Annotated in this window: 25 protein-coding genes and 6 tRNA genes; 12 read left to right on the plus strand and 19 right to left on the minus strand. The window is 66.1% G+C overall.

From position 1 onward, the window contains the following. The first annotated feature begins 1 nt into the window (after position 1). Positions 2-1,795 carry a single-stranded-DNA-specific exonuclease RecJ gene (gene recJ / locus F6X38_RS07960; protein WP_150969077.1) on the plus strand — a complete coding sequence of 598 codons (1,794 nt, stop codon included), beginning with the start codon at positions 2-4 and terminating at the stop codon, positions 1,793-1,795. Between the two features lie 5 nt (positions 1,796-1,800). Here recJ and F6X38_RS07965 read toward each other — a convergent pair whose 3' ends face one another. Together F6X38_RS07965 and F6X38_RS07970 are read right to left on the minus strand one after the other, a co-directional pair. Further along, on the minus strand, positions 1,801-2,514 hold the full coding sequence (locus tag F6X38_RS07965; protein ID WP_150969078.1) for a hypothetical protein: 714 nt from the start codon (positions 2,512-2,514) through the stop codon (positions 1,801-1,803). 146 nt (positions 2,515-2,660) lie between these two features. Next, entirely contained in the window at positions 2,661-2,873 is a 213-nt protein-coding gene (locus F6X38_RS07970) for a hypothetical protein (protein WP_150969080.1), read from the minus strand. A 293-nt stretch (positions 2,874-3,166) separates the two neighbouring features. On the opposite strand from F6X38_RS07970, the gene F6X38_RS07975 reads away from it, so the two are divergent. Beyond that, a complete protein-coding gene (locus tag F6X38_RS07975) occupies positions 3,167-4,921 on the plus strand; it encodes a PAS domain-containing sensor histidine kinase (RefSeq protein WP_150969082.1) in 1,755 nt (584 codons plus the stop codon). 270 nt (positions 4,922-5,191) lie between these two features. On the opposite strand, the gene F6X38_RS07980 is transcribed toward F6X38_RS07975, so the two are convergent. The 3 genes from F6X38_RS07980 to F6X38_RS07990 form a co-directional block, all read right to left on the minus strand. After that, positions 5,192-5,266, minus strand: a tRNA-Glu gene (locus F6X38_RS07980). 72 nt (positions 5,267-5,338) lie between these two features. Further along, the gene (locus F6X38_RS07985) at positions 5,339-6,481 is read right to left on the minus strand and encodes a D-Ala-D-Ala carboxypeptidase family metallohydrolase (RefSeq protein WP_161992657.1); all 1,143 of its coding nucleotides are present in this window, start codon (positions 6,479-6,481) and stop codon (positions 5,339-5,341) included. Positions 6,482-6,705: 224 nt separating this feature from the next. After that, positions 6,706-7,146 (minus strand): VOC family protein, encoded by a 441-nt coding sequence (locus F6X38_RS07990; protein ID WP_150969085.1) that lies wholly within the window; start codon positions 7,144-7,146, stop codon positions 6,706-6,708. Between the two features lie 161 nt (positions 7,147-7,307). Between F6X38_RS07990 and F6X38_RS07995 the strand changes: the two genes are divergently transcribed. Together F6X38_RS07995 and F6X38_RS08000 are read left to right on the plus strand one after the other, a co-directional pair. Then, positions 7,308-7,883: a cold-shock protein gene (locus tag F6X38_RS07995; RefSeq protein ID WP_150969086.1), complete on the plus strand. Its 576-nt coding sequence runs from the start codon at positions 7,308-7,310 to the stop codon at positions 7,881-7,883. 65 nt (positions 7,884-7,948) lie between these two features. After that, positions 7,949-8,353: a DUF192 domain-containing protein gene (locus F6X38_RS08000; protein ID WP_246191242.1), complete on the plus strand. Its 405-nt coding sequence runs from the start codon at positions 7,949-7,951 to the stop codon at positions 8,351-8,353. Positions 8,354-8,359: 6 nt separating this feature from the next. On the opposite strand, the gene F6X38_RS08005 is transcribed toward F6X38_RS08000, so the two are convergent. The 11 genes from F6X38_RS08005 to F6X38_RS08050 all read right to left on the minus strand — a co-directional run bounded on the left by F6X38_RS08005 (position 8,360) and on the right by F6X38_RS08050 (position 12,179). Continuing rightward, a complete protein-coding gene (locus tag F6X38_RS08005) occupies positions 8,360-8,623 on the minus strand; it encodes a hypothetical protein (protein WP_150969090.1) in 264 nt (87 codons plus the stop codon). Positions 8,624-8,895: 272 nt separating this feature from the next. Continuing rightward, complete coding sequence (locus F6X38_RS08010; RefSeq protein ID WP_150969092.1) at positions 8,896-9,075, minus strand: hypothetical protein; 180 nt, start codon at positions 9,073-9,075, stop codon at positions 8,896-8,898. A 201-nt stretch (positions 9,076-9,276) separates the two neighbouring features. Continuing rightward, the gene (locus F6X38_RS08015; RefSeq protein ID WP_150969094.1) at positions 9,277-9,420 is read right to left on the minus strand and encodes a DUF1127 domain-containing protein; all 144 of its coding nucleotides are present in this window, start codon (positions 9,418-9,420) and stop codon (positions 9,277-9,279) included. Positions 9,421-9,635: 215 nt separating this feature from the next. After that, positions 9,636-10,004, minus strand: coding sequence for a VanZ family protein (locus F6X38_RS08020; RefSeq protein ID WP_150969095.1), 369 nt, complete (start codon positions 10,002-10,004; stop codon positions 9,636-9,638). A 32-nt stretch (positions 10,005-10,036) separates the two neighbouring features. Continuing rightward, positions 10,037-10,333, minus strand: a complete 297-nt coding sequence (locus tag F6X38_RS08025; protein WP_246191243.1) for a KTSC domain-containing protein — start codon at positions 10,331-10,333, stop codon at positions 10,037-10,039. A gap of 39 nt (positions 10,334-10,372) precedes the next feature. Continuing rightward, the gene (locus tag F6X38_RS08030) at positions 10,373-10,702 is read right to left on the minus strand and encodes a hypothetical protein (RefSeq protein WP_150969097.1); all 330 of its coding nucleotides are present in this window, start codon (positions 10,700-10,702) and stop codon (positions 10,373-10,375) included. Positions 10,703-10,889: 187 nt separating this feature from the next. After that, positions 10,890-11,015, minus strand: a complete 126-nt coding sequence (locus F6X38_RS24100; RefSeq protein ID WP_281353055.1) for a hypothetical protein — start codon at positions 11,013-11,015, stop codon at positions 10,890-10,892. 118 nt (positions 11,016-11,133) lie between these two features. Further along, positions 11,134-11,475, minus strand: coding sequence for a hypothetical protein (locus F6X38_RS08035; protein WP_150969099.1), 342 nt, complete (start codon positions 11,473-11,475; stop codon positions 11,134-11,136). Positions 11,476-11,655: 180 nt separating this feature from the next. Continuing rightward, positions 11,656-11,731, minus strand: a tRNA-Arg gene (locus F6X38_RS08040). A gap of 24 nt (positions 11,732-11,755) precedes the next feature. After that, the gene (locus tag F6X38_RS08045; protein ID WP_150969100.1) at positions 11,756-12,061 is read right to left on the minus strand and encodes an ETC complex I subunit; all 306 of its coding nucleotides are present in this window, start codon (positions 12,059-12,061) and stop codon (positions 11,756-11,758) included. Positions 12,062-12,102: 41 nt separating this feature from the next. After that, a tRNA-Pro gene (locus F6X38_RS08050) sits at positions 12,103-12,179 on the minus strand. A 266-nt stretch (positions 12,180-12,445) separates the two neighbouring features. Here F6X38_RS08050 and F6X38_RS08055 point away from each other — a divergent pair. Continuing rightward, complete coding sequence (locus F6X38_RS08055) at positions 12,446-12,757, plus strand: helix-turn-helix domain-containing protein (RefSeq protein WP_150969102.1); 312 nt, start codon at positions 12,446-12,448, stop codon at positions 12,755-12,757. A 59-nt stretch (positions 12,758-12,816) separates the two neighbouring features. On the opposite strand, the gene F6X38_RS08060 is transcribed toward F6X38_RS08055, so the two are convergent. After that, positions 12,817-12,888 (minus strand) — tRNA-Thr (locus F6X38_RS08060). A gap of 173 nt (positions 12,889-13,061) precedes the next feature. Here F6X38_RS08060 and rbsK point away from each other — a divergent pair. The 5 genes from rbsK (at position 13,062) to F6X38_RS08085 (ending at position 17,618) form a co-directional block, all read left to right on the plus strand. Further along, on the plus strand, positions 13,062-13,970 hold the full coding sequence (gene rbsK / locus F6X38_RS08065; protein WP_150969104.1) for a ribokinase: 909 nt from the start codon (positions 13,062-13,064) through the stop codon (positions 13,968-13,970). A gap of 88 nt (positions 13,971-14,058) precedes the next feature. Further along, complete coding sequence (gene msrB / locus F6X38_RS08070; protein ID WP_150969105.1) at positions 14,059-14,466, plus strand: peptide-methionine (R)-S-oxide reductase MsrB; 408 nt, start codon at positions 14,059-14,061, stop codon at positions 14,464-14,466. A 114-nt stretch (positions 14,467-14,580) separates the two neighbouring features. Continuing rightward, positions 14,581-15,042: an iron-responsive transcriptional regulator RirA gene (gene rirA, locus F6X38_RS08075; protein WP_150969107.1), complete on the plus strand. Its 462-nt coding sequence runs from the start codon at positions 14,581-14,583 to the stop codon at positions 15,040-15,042. Between the two features lie 221 nt (positions 15,043-15,263). Beyond that, positions 15,264-16,508: an aromatic ring-hydroxylating oxygenase subunit alpha gene (locus tag F6X38_RS08080; protein WP_150969109.1), complete on the plus strand. Its 1,245-nt coding sequence runs from the start codon at positions 15,264-15,266 to the stop codon at positions 16,506-16,508. An 18-nt stretch (positions 16,509-16,526) separates the two neighbouring features. After that, the gene (locus tag F6X38_RS08085; protein ID WP_150969110.1) at positions 16,527-17,618 is read left to right on the plus strand and encodes an FAD-binding oxidoreductase; all 1,092 of its coding nucleotides are present in this window, start codon (positions 16,527-16,529) and stop codon (positions 17,616-17,618) included. 3 nt (positions 17,619-17,621) lie between these two features. On the opposite strand, the gene F6X38_RS08090 is transcribed toward F6X38_RS08085, so the two are convergent. Both F6X38_RS08090 and rlmB read right to left on the minus strand, forming a co-directional pair. Further along, entirely contained in the window at positions 17,622-18,293 is a 672-nt protein-coding gene (locus F6X38_RS08090; RefSeq protein ID WP_150969112.1) for a DUF1007 family protein, read from the minus strand. Positions 18,294-18,342: 49 nt separating this feature from the next. Then, positions 18,343-19,197 carry a 23S rRNA (guanosine(2251)-2'-O)-methyltransferase RlmB gene (gene rlmB / locus F6X38_RS08095; protein ID WP_150969114.1) on the minus strand — a complete coding sequence of 285 codons (855 nt, stop codon included), beginning with the start codon at positions 19,195-19,197 and terminating at the stop codon, positions 18,343-18,345. A gap of 105 nt (positions 19,198-19,302) precedes the next feature. Between rlmB and F6X38_RS08100 the strand changes: the two genes are divergently transcribed. Continuing rightward, positions 19,303-19,387, plus strand: a tRNA-Tyr gene (locus F6X38_RS08100). Between the two features lie 50 nt (positions 19,388-19,437). Continuing rightward, a tRNA-Gly gene (locus F6X38_RS08105) sits at positions 19,438-19,511 on the plus strand. Positions 19,512-19,701: the final 190 nt, after the last annotated feature.

Genomic DNA, 19,701 nt, shown 5'->3' on the forward strand with positions numbered 1-19,701 from the left:
CATGAGCATGGCGGAGCGGCGGAGTTTCCTCGGCGTCGAGCATTCGGTGCTCGGTCAGCGCTGGGAACACGCGCTGGACTCGCGGGAGGAAGCTGCGGCCACGCGGATGGCGCAGGACACCGCCATTCCGGATGTCGTCTGCCGCGTCCTCGCCGGGCGCGGCGTCGAGGCGTCGCGTGCGCAGGCGTTCTTCCACCCGACGATCCGCGACCTGATGCCGGACCCGTCGCGCTTCACCGACATGGATGCGGCAGCGGCGCGGCTGGCGGACGCCATCGAGCGGCGGGAATCGATCGCGATCTTCGGCGACTACGACGTCGACGGCGCCGCTTCCTCGGCACTGCTGCGGCTTTACCTCGAACGGCTGGGTCTCAAGGCCGCGATCCGCATTCCCGATCGTCTGACGGAAGGATACGGCCCGAACCCTGCCATCGTCCGTGAACTGGCGGACGGCGGCGCGACCCTCGTCGTCACCGTCGACTGCGGCACGACGAGCCACGACGCGCTGGACGAGGCGAAACGCCTCGGGCTCGACGTGATCGTACTGGATCACCATCAGACCGGCCCGAACCTTCCGGCGGCCGCGGCGATCGTCAATCCGAACCGGCAGGACGACCTGTCGGGGCAGGGGATGCTCTGCGCCGCGGGCGTGGTGTTCATGACGCTGACGGCCGTTTCGCGCGAACTTCGGCGGCGCGGGCGGGCTGCTGCTGCCTTGCCCGACCTGATGGAGTTCCTCGACCTCGTCGCGCTGGCGACCGTCTGCGACGTGGTTCCGCTCGTCGGGCTGAACCGCGCCTTCGTGGTGCGGGGCCTTGCGGTCATGCGCCAGAGCCGCAACCCCGGCTTGAACGCGCTCGCCCGCGTTGCCGGGCTGACGGTCGCGGGCGACGTCTACCATCTCGGCTACATCCTCGGGCCGCGCATCAATGCCGGCGGCCGGATCGGACGGGCCGACCTCGGCGCGACTCTGCTCACCGCCCCGAACGAGGGCGTCGCCACCGAGATCGCGGCGGAACTGCATCTCCTGAACGAGGAGCGGCAGGGCATGGAGCGGCGCATGCTCGCCGAGGCGGAGAGCGAGGTCGCCGCCGAGATCGGGACGGGCGAAGGGCCGGCGATCCTGATCGCCGCGCGTGATAGCTGGCATCCGGGCATCGTCGGGCTGATCGCGGCGCGGCTGAAGGAGCGCTACGCCCGCCCGGCCGTCGCGATCGCCTTCGACGCGACCGGGCGCGGCACGGGTTCCGGCCGCTCGGCGACGGGCCTCGATCTCGGCGCGCTGGTTCGCGACGCGGTGGAGGCCGGCATCCTGCTGAAAGGCGGCGGTCACGCCATGGCGGCGGGCCTCACCGTCGAGCGGCATCGCCTCGGCGATTTCCGCGCTTTCGCCGAGGAGGAGTCGCGACGGGCGCTCGGATCCTTCCGCCAGCAGGGGCGCCTCGCGATCGACGGCGCTCTCGCGGCGATGGGTGCAACGACGAGCCTCGTCGCGGAAGTCGAGCGCGCCGGCCCGTACGGCGCCGGCCACGCGCAGCCCGTCTTCGCGCTGCCGCGCCACCGCATCGCGACGGCGGCCGTGGTCGGCAAAGGGCACGTACGCGTTTCGCTCACCGGCGCGGACGGCGGCGCCGTCTCGGCGATCGCGTTCCGGTCGGCCGATACGGAACTCGGACGACGTCTTATCGCGCGCGGCGATCCGATCCACGCCGCCGGCACGCTGTCCGTCGACCGCTACCGCGGGCGGGAAACGGTATCCTTCCGCATCCTCGACATCGCCAACGTCAAACGCTGAAGCGTTCAGCGGCGGCGGGCGAGGTCCTCGCTGGCGAGCGTCGCCAGATCCGCCGACATGGCCTCCCCGGCGAGGAACCGGCCGTCGACCCAGCCTTCGACGCCTGAGCGCCCGTTGCGCACATACCGCCAGTCGCCAGCCCGGCGCAGCACGGAAACGGACGAACCGCTCTCGACGGATGCCACTGTCGCAGAGGCGGCATCCGGCGCGACATGCGCGGCGAGCGCCCGCGTCGCATGGCGCTGCTCGCCGGCCTCCGTGCCGATGCTCGGCATGGCGAGCGGCCGCGGCTGACGGATCGCCATTTCCAGCGGCGGAGCCGCGAGCGGCAGCAACGGCGCGGAAACGGGCAGGGGAATGCGCGGGTCGGCCTTGCGGATTTCCGCGGGCGGTTTCGGTGTCGGATGCGTCGATTCCACCGGCGGCTGCTCGCGCGACCGATCCGGCATCCTCGCCGCGACCGGACGGACGGGGCGTTCGATGGCCGCGTCACTCTTGATCAGGGCGGCGACCCGATCCCCGCCGCCGACGCTCTCGAGCTTTCCCCGCAGGTGGTCGATCGTCTCGGTCGCGACGCGCACCGGGCGACCGTCCGAGATCGCCCAGGCACCGGCGACCGCCGCAGATGCGAGCCATCCGAACATCGACAGGCTACGGTTGGTTTTCGAAACGCCCTGCGGCTTGCGTTTCGCCGGTTTCTTCTTGCCGCGCGTGGCCAACGCATTCTCCATCGCCGCCGGTGTCGGCAGCGATCATCGATCGCTAGGGTTAAGATTCGGCAACCCCGGGCACCAATCCAGCCCGGAGCGCCGGTCGCCGTACTCGATGTCCGTGTTCACCGGAGAGCGATCCGGCGCGAAGGCGCTCAGCCCTTCGCCTTTTCGAGCGCGGCGCGCACGGCCTGCACTTCCGGACCGCCTCCGCCACGCTGGAGGAACTCGTCGACGGACATCGTGCTTTCCCTGCCGCCAGACGAAAGGTTCGGCCGGTGAACGACGCTCGTCGTTCCTGTTTTGGTGTCCGTTCGCAGGAGCCAGTCGTCACCGTTGGAGGAGCGATAGATTGGTTCGTCGCGCATCGGTGTGCTCCGGCAATGGACAGTCGAATATCCATAACTTCCCGGCCGCACCCTTCGTTCATCGTTGGTTCCGGCTGCGACCGATGCTGGACGGTTCCTTAACCGGCGCCGAAGCGACCACTGTGCCAGCTACAGAAGTCCAGGCAGCGGCGGGTTGATGAAAATCATTTGCGAGCAGCTACTTGCCGGCGTGCCGGTCGCGTCTGTCCGCTTCCTGCTCGATTCGAAATGCCGCATCTGGAGGTCCGGTGGCGCTTGGTGGTGTATCGGGATGGCCGCACGGCTCTGGCGAAATGGCCGAACTCATCCGCACCTTCGACTGGTCCCGCACGCCGCTCGGGCCGATCGAAAGCTGGATGGAGCGCTGTCGAAATATCACCGACATGGTTCTGGCCAGCGGCTTTCCGACAATCGTCCTCGTCGGCCGCGACCTGATCCAGATCTACAACGACGGCTTCCGCGAGTTGATGGGCAACAAGCATCCTGCCGGCCTGGGACAGGCGACGAAGGAATGCTGGCCGGAAGTCTGGCATCTGAATGCGCCGATCTACCAACGCGTTTTCGCCGGGGAAACGGTAACGTTGGAGGACGCCAGCCGGCCGGTGAACCGCGACGGCGCGACGAAGGACGCTTGGTTTACCCTCAGCTATAGCCCGGTGCGCGGCGGGGACGGCACCGTCGCCGATATCCTCGTCACCGTGATCGAGACGACGGATCGCGTGCGGGCGCAGAACGCCCTGCGCGACAGCGAGGAACGGTTCCGCGCCTTCGTCACCGCCAGTTCGGACGCCGTCTATCGGATGAGCCCGGACTGGACGGAAATGCGTCAACTCGACGGCCAAGGCTTCCTCATGGACACGACGGAGCCGAGCAGAGCCTGGATGGACCGCTACATCCACCCCGACGACCGGCCCGTCGTGCAGGACGCCATCGCCCGCGCCGTTCGCGGCAAAACCATGTTCGAACTGAAACATCAGGTGCGACAGGCGGACGGCAGCCTCGGCTGGACGCTGTCGCGCGCGGTGCCGATCCTCGACGAAGCGGGCGAGATCGCCGAATGGCTGGGCGCCGCCAAGGACGTGACGGAGGCCAAGCAGGCCGACGACCTCCTGCATGAAAGCGAGGAGCGGTTCCGCTCCTTCGCCGAGAACTCGGCCGACACGCTCTGGATCTTCGACGCCGATCGCCGGGCGCTCGAATATGTCAGCCCGGCCTTCACCGAAATCTACGGGGAGGCTCCCGACCGCATCATGGCCGATCTCTCGCATTTCGTCGAACTCGTCCATCCCGACGATCGCGACGAGGTCGCCGGCGCGATGCCGCAGCTTCTGAGCGGCGACGCTCATCAGGTCGAATACCGGATCGTGCGGCCGAGCGACGGAGCGGTGCGCTGGATCCAGGACACCGGTTTCCCGATCCGCGACGCGAGCGGTCGGATCGCGCGGGCCGGCGGGATCGCGCAGGACGTGACCGAGCGTCGCGAAGCGGAGGATACGCTGAGGGTGAGCGAGGCGCAGCTTCAAGTGATGGTCGCCGAACTCCACCATCGGACGCGCAACCTGATCGGCGTCGTCGGCACGCTGATGCGGCAGATCATCGCCTCCAGTTCGTCTCTCGCCGATTTTCGCGACCGTTTCACCGAGCGCCTGGAAGCTCTGTCGCGCGTTCAGAGCCTTCTGGCCCAGTACGGCAACGAAAAGGCCAACATCGGCGACGTCGTGCGTATGGAACTCGACGCGTTCGGAGCGGATCTCGACAGCGAGCGGGTGCGCATCGAGGGGGAGGCGGTGCCGCTGCGCAAGTCGACGGTGCAGACGCTGGCGCTGGCGATCCACGAATTGGCGACCAATGCCAGGAAGTACGGTGCGCTGCAGGCTGACGACGGATGGCTGGTCGTGCGCTGGGAAGCCTACGTGGCCGAGCCGGGTCGGCGACGGTTGCGGCTCGACTGGACCGAGAGCGGTATCGATCCCGCGGTCGAGGAAACCGAAGGCCCGCTGCATAAGGGCGGCTACGGCCGCAAGCTTATCGAGGAAGCGCTGCCCTAAACGCTCAAGGCGAAGACGACCTACCGTCTCGGCGCGGATCGACTCGACTGCACCATCGATATGCCGCTCGATCGACCCGGAACCGCGGAATGACCGGAGCCGAACCGGTCGAAGGCGACCGCCATGCTGCGGGATGGCGCCCAGCCTCCTATAGGCCCGTCCGCGATCCCGGCCGGCAACAACGGCTGGAGCGCGCTCGCGAGACGAACGCGAGCGACGAGAACGTTCCATCGAACGCTCGTCACGTACTGCGATGCTTCAGGAAAAGTGTGGCACGCCCAAGGGGAATCGAACCCCTCTCTCCACCGTGAAAGGGTGGCGTCCTGACCGATAGACGATGGGCGCAGCGACGAGGCGGTGTATAGGGACGAACGCCCCGGGCCGCAAGCCGTTTCGTCGCTCGATCGCGTTCCGCGATCAATCGTCCGCGCCGGACCGGACCGTCTTCTGCGACGCCAACAGGAGGTTGGCGCTTGGCGTGCGACGGCATGCCCAGTTCCAGTCGCGCTGCCGGCCGGTATCGACGTGGATCGCCGCCGTATGGCAGTAGGTGCCGACGCCGCCGCGGCCCGGCAGGGTACGAACGTAGTTCGCCACCTGGAACTTGTCGGCGTTTGGGACGAGGATGTCCGCCGCCTTGCACTGCAGATGCATGGACTTCTTCGCGCCGTTGACGCGGAGATTGTGGCTCGGGCTGCGATAGCCCGATGTCACCACGATCTTGGTGTGGAATCGCGCTTCGACAGCCTTGATGATCGCCACAAGGTCGGGCTGGAAGCAACTCGTCTGCACGTCCGGCCGCTGCACCATCAGGCCGTTCGGCGCGAGGCGGGCGAGGCCGCTGATCGAGGCCGTCTGATAGACGCCTTCCTCGCCGCTCGCCTCGTCGAGGATGTCGGCATCGTAGTCCGCCGAGGCCTTCTGCCCGATCTCGAACAGCGATGAAGCGCTGCGCACGCCGGGGAGTACCGCGGAGTCGGCGGCGACCGGCGCGCCCTCGCGCGGCAGGATCACGCGCCGGGTCTTGCCGACATCGGCGTTCCGGATCGGCGTCTTCGCCCGGGACTGCGCGTAGAGCGAAGCGAACATCGTCTGGTTGGCATGGACGTTGCCGCCCGTCGCCGGCTGATCCGTCTGACTGGACGCCATAACCGAGGATCCGGCAAAGGCCGCGATGGCGGCAGGGCCGGTCGCGATCGGCCCTTCGCGCGATGCGGTTCTGGCTACGGCTTCATTGGCGCTGGCAGCGGAAGCGGTCTCCTTCAAGAGGGCGGGCTTCGCCGCCTCGGCCGGGGTTGCGCTTTTCTCCGCGGCGTCGGCTGCCAGGGCGGCCGTCTTCTCGCCGTCCGCCGACCTGGCCGCTTCGGCGATCGCCTCGCCCTTGTTCGGCTGCTTCGCCGCTTCGGCGGCTGCCGCGGCGGGCCCGGACTTTCCGAAGCCGAAGGCTGTCGTGTCGTCGACCGCCGAAACGCATCCCCCGACGAGCGGGCCGAGGCACATCGCGGCGAGGATACCGCGGCGACCCACCCGCCAACCGGGCGTGCGTCGAATGGATGGCACCAAAACCGTTCCCTCTCGATCTTCTCGACGGCAACGGTCGAGACGACCGATCCCCCGGACCGGGATAGGCGAGCGCCGGCGAACTCGGCCAGCCCGCATCCCGTGATTCGCCGACGCTACGGCGGGGTCCCCACCCGCTGCGGACCGTGAGGCCCACCACGTCGAAACGACTCCTTACTTCAGTTCAATCCATATGGCCAGAATGGGGCGCAACCGTGCCCGAATTACCACTGTCCGGTATTCTTCATCGATGCCCAAGGTTCCTCAGAAGGCTTGGCCGAACCTTTCTGCAGAAGTTCGATCGAAATGCCGTCCGGCGAGCGGACGAAGGCCATCCGGCCGTCGCGGGGCGGACGGTTGATGACGACGCCGGAATCCATCAGCGATTGGCAGGTCTCGTAGATGTCGTCGACCTCGTAGGCGAGGTGCCCGAAATTGCGGCCGCCGCCGTATTCTTCCGGGTCCCAGTTGTAGGTCAGCTCGACGAGCGGCGCCTGGTTCGACTTGCCGGTCGCCTCGTCGCCGGGCGCCGCCAGGAAGATCAGCGTATAGCGGCCGGCCTCGTTCTCGTTGCGCCGCACCTCGGTCAGGCCGAGCTTGTTGCAATAGAAATCGAGGGACCGATCGATGTCGGTGATCCGCACCATCGTGTGGAGGTAACGCATTGCAGCCATCCTTTGTCGTCGCGGCAAGGTTAGGGCAGGCCCCGTGATTCACCAGATCGCGAACGCATGATCGCGCCATCCCGTCGCCGCCCGGCTGACAAAGTCCAGGATGCTGCTATCTTCGTGATTCGTTGACTCTTCGTGCGGCTGGATCATCGTTCTTGTCGACGCCGGAAACCGATAACACGCCCGAGGCCCACGCGGTCGAGCACCCTTCGAAGGGCATCGACGTGGTGGCGGGCCGCATCAAGTGGTTCGACGTGGCCAAGGGTTTCGGCTTCGTCGTGCCGGACGATGGCGGCGCGGACATCCTTCTGCATGTCACGTGCCTGCGCCGCGGCGGCTTCTCGACGGCGCTGGAAGGCACCAAGGTCGTCTGCGAGGTGCACCGCGGCGAGCGCGGCCTGCAGGCCCTGCGCGTCCTGTCGATGGACACGAGCGACGCCGTCCATCCCTCGCAGCTTCCGCCGTCCCGCACCCTCGTTCAGGTCGTGCCGACGAGCGGGCTGGAGCGCATGACGGTGAAGTGGTTCAACCGCACGAAAGGCTACGGCTTTTTGTCGCGGGGCGAGAACACGGAGGACATCTTCGTCCACATGGAAACGCTGCGCCGATACGGCATGATGGAATTGCGGCCGGGGCAGGAGGTGCTGGTGCGATACGGGCACGGGACGAAAGGCCTGATGGCGGCCGAAATCCACCCGGGCAGCGGCCCCGAGCAGCCGTCGTCCCATTGATGCGCTTCCCTCGTTCACCGCTCGCCGCCGTGCTCGCGGCGTTTGTCGTCGTCGCGGCGACGGTCTTGCCGGCATCGTCCGCCTCGGAAACGGGTGGCACGCTGGAGACGGCGAGCGGCAAGCATGCCATCGTCGTCGAGCTGGCCGAAACCCCGCCGGAGCGGGAAAAGGGGCTGATGTTCCGCCGCAGCATGGCGCCGGATCACGGCATGCTGTTCGACTTCGACGAGTCGCGGCCGGTGACGATGTGGATGAAGAACACGCTCATCCCGCTCGACATGCTGTTCATGGACGAGCAGGGCGTCGTCACGCAGGTGAAGCGGATGGCGAAGCCGGAGTCGCTCGATCTCATTCCGTCCGGCGGCCCCGTACGCTACGTGCTCGAGCTCAACGGCGGTGCGGCCGAGCGTTTCGGCGTGCACCAGGGTGACCGGCTGCGGCATCCGCTGATACCGCCCGGTCGCAGATAGAAACGCTCAGAAGTCGATCTTGCGCGGCACGTAACCGCCGCGCCGGATGATCGACGCGATCGCGATCTGCTCCCCGAGCGGTTTGGACAGAATCGGCAGGAGGCGCGTCTCCCAGACGCGGCGTCCGCCATCGTCGAGCGCGGCGAGACCGCGCTGGGCCACGGTTTCCGCCGTCCGAAGCTCGACCGAGTTCGGGGCCAGAAGTTCCGCTGCGATCACGTCCCGGATCAAGGCCGACAACTCGTGGTCGACCGTCTTGCCCCGCACCATGCTACGCTTAGCCCATACTCGAACGCGACTGGGAGGTATGCGCTGGCTCCGCCGCCTCCAAGGCGTCGCCACGGCACGCTGAGACTAAATTACAGTTGCTGACTGAAAATGAATCGGCGGCGCCTGATCGATTCCATTCAGGCCACCGTGGTAGCCGGATCGAACGACGGGCGCAAAGCGGACGGAATGTCGCGTCTCACGTCAGGCCGAGACGACAGGTGCCCACCCGGCGATCGCACGAAAGGTGGAGGGCTTATGCCGTTGTGCAGCTCTCAGTCGCGATCCGACGGCGAAGTCTGTCTGCTCAACGCGCCGACGCCGACTGCGCGCCGGAAGAGCTGCTCGATGCGCAGGCGCATCTCCTCAAGCGGCATGTTCGAGTCGAAGAGCCGCATGACCTCTTCGGTGAACTGCTCCGGCGTGACGGCGCCGTCCGATCCGTCGTTGTCCATCGCGCTGGGCTCCTAGTGGATGAGGAAGCTAGCGACGTTCCGTCGCTTTGGAAACGGACCTGTTCCGCCGAAACGAAAAACGCCCGCCGGGGGAGGAGCCGGCGGGCGTTCTAAAATGGCCTGCGATCGGGAGGAGGAGGTCGCAGGCCTGTTCGCGCCGGTCCTGGGAGGAGGATGGACCGAGGCGAAACTCGAATTCTGTCAGCGGACCGACTGGCGCGCCAGCGTCGGGATGTCCGAACGGGAGATGCCGAGATCGGCGAGCTCGCGCGGCGAGAGGCGGTTCAGCTCGTTCACGGTCGAGCGGTACGAGCGGTAGTTGCGAAGGGCGCGGGTCAGGTTCATCGTCTTGTCCTAGGTCTGGCTCCCGTCGGTAGGAGCCGCTTTCCGTTTCATCTCTTTTCGACAGCCGGAATATACGGATCCGCCATTCCCCGCAGTAGCGCGGATTTCGCATGGCAGCTTTGCTGCGTCGTCGCCCGTCGAAAGGACGAGATACGGTCGCGCTGACGGACGGTGGTTCGTGTCGGCAGATGGGAAGCGACGGGTCTCGGCTCGCGTCAGTCCACGAACCGCAGGTGGCCTGCTTTGCGGCGCAGCCAGCCGACAAGAACGCCACCGACGAGAACGCCCGCGAAGGCGCCGATCGCCTTGAACGTCGCATCGGGCAGTTGCGGGTGGCGTGTCGGCGACAGGTACTGCAGCGCTTCGATGCCGAATGCCGCGGCCGGCAGAAGCAGGAAAAGTCGCCACCAATGCTTCGGATAGGCGAAGGCGAATGCCGCGCCCATCGCGACGAACGCCAACGCCCTGTCGAGATTCACCGTGGTCTCGGTCGGAGGTCGGATGCTGATCGGCGACACCGTGACGAACACGATGGCGGCGACGAGGCCCCAGGCGACGAGCTTGGCGAGAAAAGCGATCTTCATAAGGGGAGCATCAGCGGCATGAGGGGGCGTCGCTATGCGACGCGTCGGAAACGATGGCGAAAGCGGTCGATATAGTGATGGCCGGGCGATTCCGCTTCGACCATTTCCTGGACGGCGTCCACGGGCACGTCGGCGAACAGCCGCTCTTCCCCATTCGCGAAACACAGACGCAGACTGCCGTCCTCATTGTCGAAATAGACCGCCTTGATGATGCGGGACGATACGGGAATTCGGACCATGCGCAGCCCATTCGATTGAACGAGCGGAGCATGACAGACGGCGGCTGAGGAAAGCTCTGCCGAATGCTCGGCATTCGAACGATCGGCCATGACCCTCAAGCGAGGAGGTCAAATCGTTTGCGGAGGCCGTCAGCGTTGCGGCACCAGCACCGAGCGGTTGTCGTTCGAGGGCACGGGCAGGCTGTAGGTGCCGGCTTCGCTCGTCAATCGACCGCTTCGGTAACTTTGTTCGCGCCGGGTTGCCCGCGGGTCGGTGAACCGTACGCCCTCGCGGCGCTTCGCCTCTTCCGCCCTGATCCGCTTGCGCGTCTTCGCGGTGGCGGCACTGGTGTCCGGGTCCTCACGGACGATCGGCTGCGAGGCTGACGAACCATCGTCATACGTCTGCGCTGAAACGGGCGAGGCGAGGAGGAAGGGCAAAAGCACGGGAGCGATAAAGGCGAAGCGGTGCGATGGCATGATAGCGTTCCCGGTAACTCCTCGAATCAGGTTGATATGGCGGTCGAGCCGCGCTGTCGGAAGGCGTCGTGTCGGACCCAACCGTGCTCTTGTCACCACCTGTTACCCTTCGTCCCATGCCAGCCGGGTCGATTGGAAGCGCGAACAGGAGCGGCGATGCCAGACATGGGCGCGCCTTCGTGTCCTTTCAAAGATCGCCTGTTTCGTCGATCCGTGATGGGGGGCGACCTGCGACGAGAAGCTCGCGAACCCATGTTGTCGTGTAGGTGACGAAGACAAACAGAAGGACACAGCCAAAATAGAGAAGCGGCATCGGACGGCTCCAGGTTGTGAAGCGTCAGATTATGCACCTGAGGGTTGCATAGCCTCGTACGATGTCGCTTGCATTTGAGCGATCTGCCATCTCCCGCCCGCTCAACGGCGGCATATCGTCAGCGCTGCGGCACCAGTTGGGTACGATTGTTCTGGCCCACGATCGGGATGCTCCGGCCGCGAAGGCCGGCAGTCGGCAGACCGCCGTTGCGGATCAGCTCTTCAGCCGAGGTCGACGGAGCGCCTTGCTCGGTACGGCGCACGCTTGGAGGCCGCCGGTTTTCTTCAGCCGCGATGCGGCTCTTCAGAGCCTTGATGCGGTTGCGGTTCGCGGCATCGCGCTGTGCCGGCGTCTGCTGCTGAACGGGGGCGGGAGCCTCGTAGGTTTGCGCCAGAACCGCCTCAGCGCTTCCGAGGCAGGCGAGCAGCGCGCCGAGCACGATCAGTTTGCGCGTGGTCATGCATGTCTCCGCCGTCGCTCCGCGCGAACGGCTACCACGCCTGCCGACATCCGTCACTGTCCACGCTGGGCGGGGGGCAGGCGTCGGCGGATCGCGAGGGCGATCGGATAGCCGCCGGATACGATTTCCAGCGGCAGGCAAAGCTTACGTCTCGGGGCATTGCTAGAAATGAGTGGGTGCTGGCGACCCCGGCAGGATTCGAACCTGCGACCATCGGCTTAGAAGGCCGGTGCTCTATCCTCTGAGCTACGGGGCCGGATCGGCGCGCCGGCTTCGACCGTCAGTGCGTCCAGGGCTGGCGTCGATCGTAGCGGAAGTTGTCGGAATAGGAAATCTTCCGGCGCGAGGCTTCCTTGGGTTCCTCGACGCGATACTCGAACCCGTGCTTTTCCGCGAAAGCCACCGCCTGCTCCTTCGAGGCGAAGCTCATGACGATCTGCGAGTGCATGTCGGTCGAGGACTGATAACCCATCAGCGGCTCGATACGTAGCCGGTCTTCGGGTTCGAAGGAAAGGCGCCAGTCTTTCGTGCGGGCTTGACCCGACTGCATTGCGGTGCGGGCCGGGCGGAAGATGCGGGCCACCATTTCGATTTCTCCTGACGCCTTCCGACCTGCGATCGAGTTCGTGGTCGGAGCGGCAGGATTCGAACCTGCGACCCTCTGGTCCCAAACCAGATGCGCTACCAGACTGCGCTACGCTCCGTGCCTCGCGACCGGAGGGATTTGCGGCTTTCCGCGCTTCCGGTCAAGGGCTGCATGCTGCCAACTATCGGCTCCGTTCGATTACCACGATCTGGCCAGCCATCGCCGCGGCGAAACGCCGGACCGCTTCACCCTTGCATGGCCATCCTGAAGTTTCTGATCACGCTCATCTGGGTACGCGATTACTGAGCCGGCTACCGGGTGGGGATATCTTGTGTGCGCGGCGACACGGCGCGCCGATTTTGTTGCTCACTGAGTTGCAGTCGGATGCGAGATGACGCAAATCCTGGTGTGTCGGTATTGGGTTGCGTTATGGTCCGCCAGTCGAAGATACGGTTCGAGGATCGTTGCCTCAGCCGCGTTCTCCAGCGTTTGCGTGTTGAGAAAGGCCTGACGCTCGCGGCGGTCGCAACACATCTCGAAACGAGTTACCAGCAGATCCAGAAGTACGAGACGAACGCGAACCGGGTGATGTTCACGACGTTTCTCGGCCTGGCGAAAGCGCTGGGATGCACTCCGCAGGAGTTGCTGCAGGAGGTCGAAGCCGAAATGGCGTCCGCTTCCGGCCAAGCCAACTGACCTAGCTTTTAGCGGCCAGCGTCGACGAAACCGCTCGAACGGACCTTCCACGAAGTCGGTGCCGGTTGAGGGGATTGAACCCCCGACCTTCGGTTTACAAAACCGCTGCTCTACCGCTGAGCTAAACCGGCGCTGGCGAGGCTTTAGCACGACTTTCCGCCTCCGGGGAGGCGGAAACGGATAGGCCGCTCCTCGCGGCGTCGCGGGTCATCGCGCTCGTTCGCGGCCGGCGGCACGGCTTGCGGGTGGATATCGGATGGCGGATGGTCCGGCGAAGCATTCGACGCCTTCCGAGGAGAGAATCATGACGCAGCGCATCGCCGTGATCGGCTCCAATAACATGGACCTCGTCACCTATGTCGATCGCGTTCCGGCGGCCGGCGAGACCATCGAGGCGCCGAGCTTCGAGATCGGGTTCGGGGGCAAGGGGGCGAACCAGGCTGTCGCGGCGTCTCGCCTCGGCAGCGCTGTGCTGATGCTGTCGAAGGTCGGCGAGGACGGGTTCGGCGACCAGCAACTCCGCAACTTCGAGGCCAACGGCATCGATACGAGCCATGTCGGGCGCGTGCCGGACGTTTCCTCGGGCGTCGCGCCGATCTTCGTCGAGCCGTCGGGCGAGAACCGCATCGTTATCGTGAAGGGCGCCAACGCGCATCTCGGCCCGGAGGACGTCGATGCCGCAGCTTCCGATCTGAAGAGCTGCGGACTCATCCTCCTGCAACTCGAGACGCGGTTGGACACGGTCTACCGTGCAATCGAGTTCGGCCGGCGCAACGACGTGCCGACGCTGCTGAACCCGGCGCCCGCGGCCGATCTCGACCTCGCGCGCATCCGGGACGTTGCCTTCCTCGTGCCGAACGAGACCGAGCTCGCGCTTCTGACGGGCATGCCGACCGACGGGCTGGAGGCCTGCGAGGCGGCGGCCCAGCGGCTCATCGCCGAGGGTGTCGGCACGGTCATCGTCACGATGGGCGCCCGCGGAGCGCTTCTCGTGGAGCGGGAGCGAACCGCCGCGATCAAGCCGTTTCCGGTGGACCCGGTCGATACGACGGGAGCGGGCGATGCTTTCATCGGCTCCTTCGCGCACTTCTATCTCGCGACCCGCGAAGTCGAGCCCTCGCTGAACCTCGCGGCGCGCTATGCCGCCCAGTCGACCCTGAAGCGCGGCACGCAGAAGTCCTATCCGACGGCCGAGGAATTCGCCGCGTTCTGATCGCGCGTCGTCTCGCAACCTGTCGCGGACGCTTGTGCGCGGCCGGACACGGCTTACCTAACCGTCACCAACATCAGGAGGATCGGCCATGGACGTCGCGAAGTTTCCCGTGACTCATACGGACGAGGAGTGGCGGCGGAAGCTGACGCCGGAGCAGTACGCCGTGATGCGCGGGCACGGCACCGAACGGCCGGGAAGCTGCGCCCTGAACTACGAGAAGCGCGAGGGCAGCTTCGCCTGCGCCGGCTGCGACCAGCCTCTGTTCGTCTCCAACCGCAAGTTCGAGAGCGGCACCGGCTGGCCAAGCTTCAACGATCCGGTCGAAGGTTCGGTGGAAACGACGGTCGACCGCAGCTACGGCATGGTACGCACGGAAGTGCATTGCAGCCGCTGCGGCAGCCATCTCGGCCACGTGTTCCCGGACGGACCGCCGCCGACCGGCCTGCGCTACTGCATCAACGGCGTCGCGATGAACTTCCAGGCGGCCGCGGCCTGAGTTGAAGCCGACCTCCTTAGGCGGACGCGCGACTTAATTTCGCCACCTCTTTCCTTGGAATGTTTCTAAGGTATAACGGTGCCGGCAAAAGCCCGGCATCGTGGAGGCGAGTCGATGCGTCTGACGCGGCAAACGAACCATGCGATCCGCATACTCATGTATTGCGCGTTGCGGGGCGAAGCCTTGAGCCGCGTCGCGGAGATCGCGTCGGCTTACACGGTTTCCGAACTGTTCCTGTTCAAGATTCTCCAGCCGCTGGTCGAGGCCGGCTTCATCGAAACGGTGCGCGGCCGCAACGGCGGCATCCGCCTGCGCAAGCCCGCCGAGGACATCACGCTGCGGGCGGTGGTGGAAGCGACGGAAGAGAACTTCGCGCTGGCCGAATGTTTCGAGACCGGCGTCAGCGATTGCCCGCTGATCGGCGATTGCGGCCTGAACGCCGTGCTGCACGAGGCGCTCGAAGCCTTCCTCGGCGCGCTCGCCAGACACACGATCGCCGATCTGGTGGCGGATAAGGCATCGCTCGGCATCCGGCTCGGCTTTCCGCTACCCCGCCCGGTGCTGCTGAACGCCTGAACTGTCGCGTCGGCATGTCGTAGTCAGCGTCGGCGGTTGTCGCTTTTGTCGGCTCTTCGGCGCGGGTTTCGTTCGAGAGTCGGACATCAACGGAGTGTCGGGCGGCGGGACCGATCGAAACTCGCGCGGCGCGCCTTTCCGGTGCGAAGCCGGGCTCGGCACCGCAGCTTCGCCGGACACCGAACGGCGACGGCATCCGAATCGAGATGCGGGAGAATGGCATGAACGTACGCGACGCAATGCTGGCGAAGTTCCAGCAGCGGAAGTCCGGCTACAGCCTTGATCGCGAATTCTACATCGATCCGGATTTCTACAAGCAGGACATGGAGAACATCTGGTATCGCGACTGGCTGTTCGTCGGCCACGATTGCGAGCTGCCGAAGGCCGGCAGCTACATCACGATGCAGGTCGGCGACTATCCGGTTCTCGTCGTCCGCGACGGCCAGAAGAACATCCGCGCCTTCCACAATTCCTGCCGCCATCGAGGCTCGCGCATCTGCTCGGCGGCGAAGGGAACGGCGGCGAAGCTCGTCTGCCCCTACCACCAGTGGACCTACGAGCTGGACGGCCGGCTGCTCTTCGCCCGCGACATGGGCGCTGACTTCAAGCCGGCCGAGTTCGGGCTGAAGCCGATCCACTGCGAGACGGTGGCGGGCTACATCTTCGTATCGCTGGCGGAAGCGCCGATGAACTTCCAGCCCGTTCGCGCCATGGTGGAGCCCTATCTCGCGCCGCATCGGCTGACGGAGGCGAAGGTCGCGTTCGAGATGACGATCGTCGAGAACGGCAACTGGAAGCTGACCTGGGAGAACAACCGAGAGTGCTACCACTGCGCCGGCAGCCATCCCGAGCTCTGCCGCACCTATCCGGAAGCGCCGGGCGCCACCGGCGTCGACGCGCACGACGATCCCGAGATCGCCGAGCACTGGCAGCGGTGCGAGGCGGCGGGCCTGCCCTCGAAGTTCGTGATGGACCAGCTCGGCCAGTTCCGCACGGCCCGCATGCCGCTGCTGCGCGACGCCGTCAGCTACACGATGTCCGGCAAAGCGGCGGTGAGTCGTCCGCTCAGCGACACGGTGCTGATGCCGAAGATCGGCACGATGCTGCTCTTCCACTATCCGTCGACCTGGAACCATGTCCTCGGCGACCATGCCGTATCCTTCCGGGTGCTGCCGAAGGGGCCGACGGAGACCGAGGTCACGACGAAGTGGCTGGTCCACAAAGATGCGAAGGAGGGGGTCGACTATTCGCTCGACGAGATGACGAAGGTCTGGATCGCCACCAACGATCAGGACCGCCGGATCATCGAGGAGAACCAGATCGGCATCCTGTCGCCGGCCTATCGGGCAGGCCCGTATTCGGCAGTGCACGAGGGCGGCGTGATCCAGTTCGTCGAATGGTATTGCGACTTCATGGCTAGGCGCCTGCGCGGCGACCGCATGCCGCATCTCGCCGAAGTCGCCTGATCGCGGACGGCGGTGGAGATGGAAGGCACGGCCCTGCTGCGGCACAAGCATATCGACGACCTGCCGCAGTGGAACGACAAGGTGCAGGTGCTGGAATGCGTCGGCGTCCTGCCGGAAACGCAGGACGTGCGGACCTTCTCGTTCCAGACCCCGAGCGATAGCTGGTTCCGCTACGCGCCGGGCCAGTTCGTGACGCTGGAACTGCCGACCGAGAACGGCATCGTCATGCGCACCTATACGCTGTCGTCCAGCCCGTCGCGGCCGCTGTCGGTCAGCGTCACGGTGAAGGCGCAGCCGGGCAGCGTCGCCGGGCGGTGGATGTTCGACAACGTGCGGGAAGGCGTGCGTCTGAAGGCCTACGGGCCGGCCGGCACGTTCACCTTCGAGCAGCACCCGGCGGAGCGCTACCTCTTCGTCTCGGCCGGCTCCGGCGTCACACCGATGATGTCGATGACGCGATGGCTCTACGACTACGGGCGAAAAGCGGACATCAAGTTCGTCCACTGCGCCCGTTCGCCGTCCGACATCATCTTCCGTCGCGAGCTGGAACTGATGATGGAGAGGGTGCCTGAGATCGACGTCAGCTTCATCGTGGAGCGGTCCGATCCGCACGGCATCTGGACCGGCTATCGCGGCCGGCTGAACAGCTTGATGCTGGAACTGATCGCCCCCGACTATCACGATCGCGAGGTTTTCTGCTGCGGCCCGGCGCCGTTCATGCAAGGGGTGCGCGACATCCTGAACGCCTCCGGCTTCGCGATGGCGCGCTACCACGAGGAGAGCTTCCAGGCCCCGGTCGAAACGGCGGAACTGGTGCCGCAGGGCGACATCGTGCCGGAGGAGGGCAAGAGCGCCTCGATCCGCTTCACGGATGCCGGCTTCGAGGTCGAATGCGAGGAGACCGATACGATCCTCGCCATCGCGAAGGCGAACGGTCTCAACATCCCGAGCGGCTGCCAGTTCGGCGTCTGCGGCACCTGCAGGACGCGGAAGGTGTCCGGCAACGTCCACATGGTCCACAACGGCGGCATCTCCGACGAGGACGTCGCGGAGGGCTACATCCTCGCCTGCTGCTCGAAGCCGATCGGACGGGTGGAGGTCGAGGTCTGAGCCTCACTTCCCGCCGCAGCGGATGCGGTATTTCGTGGACAGCGCATCGGAGAACTTGATCCCGTCCGCCGGCACGTCGGAGTCGGCCGGAATGGCAGAGATCGTTGCCATCCACGATTTCGCGGCCTCGTCCGGTGTCGGAGCGTTCATCTCCGCACGGCAGCCGTGCGGCATGTTGCGAACGGTCAGGTTCCGCATGTCCTTGAAGTCGAAAGCGGTGAAGTAGGTGTCGTCGAAGTTGGAGAACGACACGTCGCCCGCCTTCAGGTCGACCGGCGCCTCCGGCCGCATGGCGAAATCGAAGACGAGCTTGGCCGCCTTGGTATCCCATGAAACGCCCAAGGTCGCCGGCGCGACCATCTTCACGGCGGACGCGCCGGCATGGACGTCGGTGTAGAAGCCCCAGCGCTCGATCGAGCCACGCACCTGCTTGCCGATCGCCGCGAGTTCGTCCTTTTCCAGCCGGCCATCGCCGTTCGCGTCGAAGTCGACTACGACGCTGGCCGAGAACATCTCGTCGAAGTGCCAGACGTTGCGTAGCGATTCGAGGTGCCCGTCGCGCGACGCCGTCACTTCGATATGCGGCTCGACGAAGACGTGCGGATGGGCCGCGGCCGTCCGCATTCCGGCGATCAGCAGGAAGGACGCGAGAATCGGGAATGGGGCGCGCGGCATCGACGGCTTCCGAGGAACCGCGCCCAATCGCCCGGAAATTCCGGCCGAATTAGGTGCGGCCGGCCAGATGCCGGCGCGCGGCGTAGAGAGCCACGGCGGCGGCGTTCGAGACGTTGAGCGAGCGGATTGCCCCCGGCATTTCGAGACGGGCCAGCACCGAGACGGTCTCTCGCGTCTTCTGCCGCAAGCCCTTTCCCTCGGAGCCGAGCACCAGCGCGATCCGACCTCCGGCGAGCGACGGCTCCAGTTCCGCCGCGCCGTCCGAATCGAGACCGACCGTCTGGAAGCCTTGCGCGGTGAGGTCCTCCAGCGCGCTTGCGAGGTTGACGACTTGAATGCTTGCGACGTACTCCAGCGCGCCCGACGCCGCCTTCGCGAGGACGCCGGACTCCTGCGGCGAATGGCGCGTCGTCATGATCACCGCGCCTGCGCCGAAGGCGACGGCGGAGCGCAGGATCGCGCCCACATTGTGCGGGTCGGTCACCTGATCCAGGACAAGGACGAGCGACGTGTCCGCCAGATCCGACGAACGGCGCTGCGGCAGCGGATCGGCTTCCAGCACGACCCCCTGATGGACGGCGTCCGACCCGAGGAGGACGTCGAGCGCGCGGGGCTCGACGATCTCCATCGGGCAGGGCAGAGCATCCGCCGCGATCTCGAGCCGCGCGAAGGCGTTTCGGGTGGCGAGGAGGCGGTGCGCGCGGCGCGCCGGGTTGGCGAGGGCCGCCGCCACCGTGTGCAGGCCGTAAAGGCGGACCTGCGCGTCCGGCGGTGCTTCGCCCGGATGATGCGGCCGCGCCGGACGCTTCGGTGCCGTGCCCGGATGCGCGCGCTCCCGGTGCGCGCGGCGGAGCCTCGCGTAGTGGCTGTCCTTCGGCGTGCGGGACTTTTCGTTGTCGCTCATCGGGGCTCCGTAGCCGAGCCGCGCGCCGTACTCAACAAAGGCTTCGACTAGCGATCCCGCGCGGTTGACAGGGCGAAGCCGCGCTTGCATAAGCACGCCCGGTTCGGAGGGATGCCCGAGTGGTTAAAGGGGACGGACTGTAAATCCGTTGGCTCAGCCTACGTTGGTTCAAATCCAACTCCCTCCACCAGCCGACTTTGTTGCCAAGCTCGCGAGTGAGGCGTAAGCCTGACCCGCAGCGCGGGTATAGCTCAGTGGTAGAGCAGCAGCCTTCCAAGCTGAATATGCGGGTTCGATTCCCGCTACCCGCTCCAAACCCCGTTCCGTAAGCTCTCGGGCTGCCCTCCGCGCGTTCGCCGGGCCGGCTTGTGTTTGGGCGGCGCAGCCTTTATGTCGCGGCCTCTTGCCGGAAACGGGCTTTTCCCAGGAAAGAGGCGATGGCGAAGGGTAAATTCGAGCGCAACAAGCCGCATGTGAACATTGGGACGATTGGGCATGTTGATC

Source organism: Plantimonas leprariae, assembly GCF_008802405.1.
Taxonomy (GTDB): domain Bacteria; phylum Pseudomonadota; class Alphaproteobacteria; order Rhizobiales; family Rhizobiaceae; genus Plantimonas; species Plantimonas leprariae.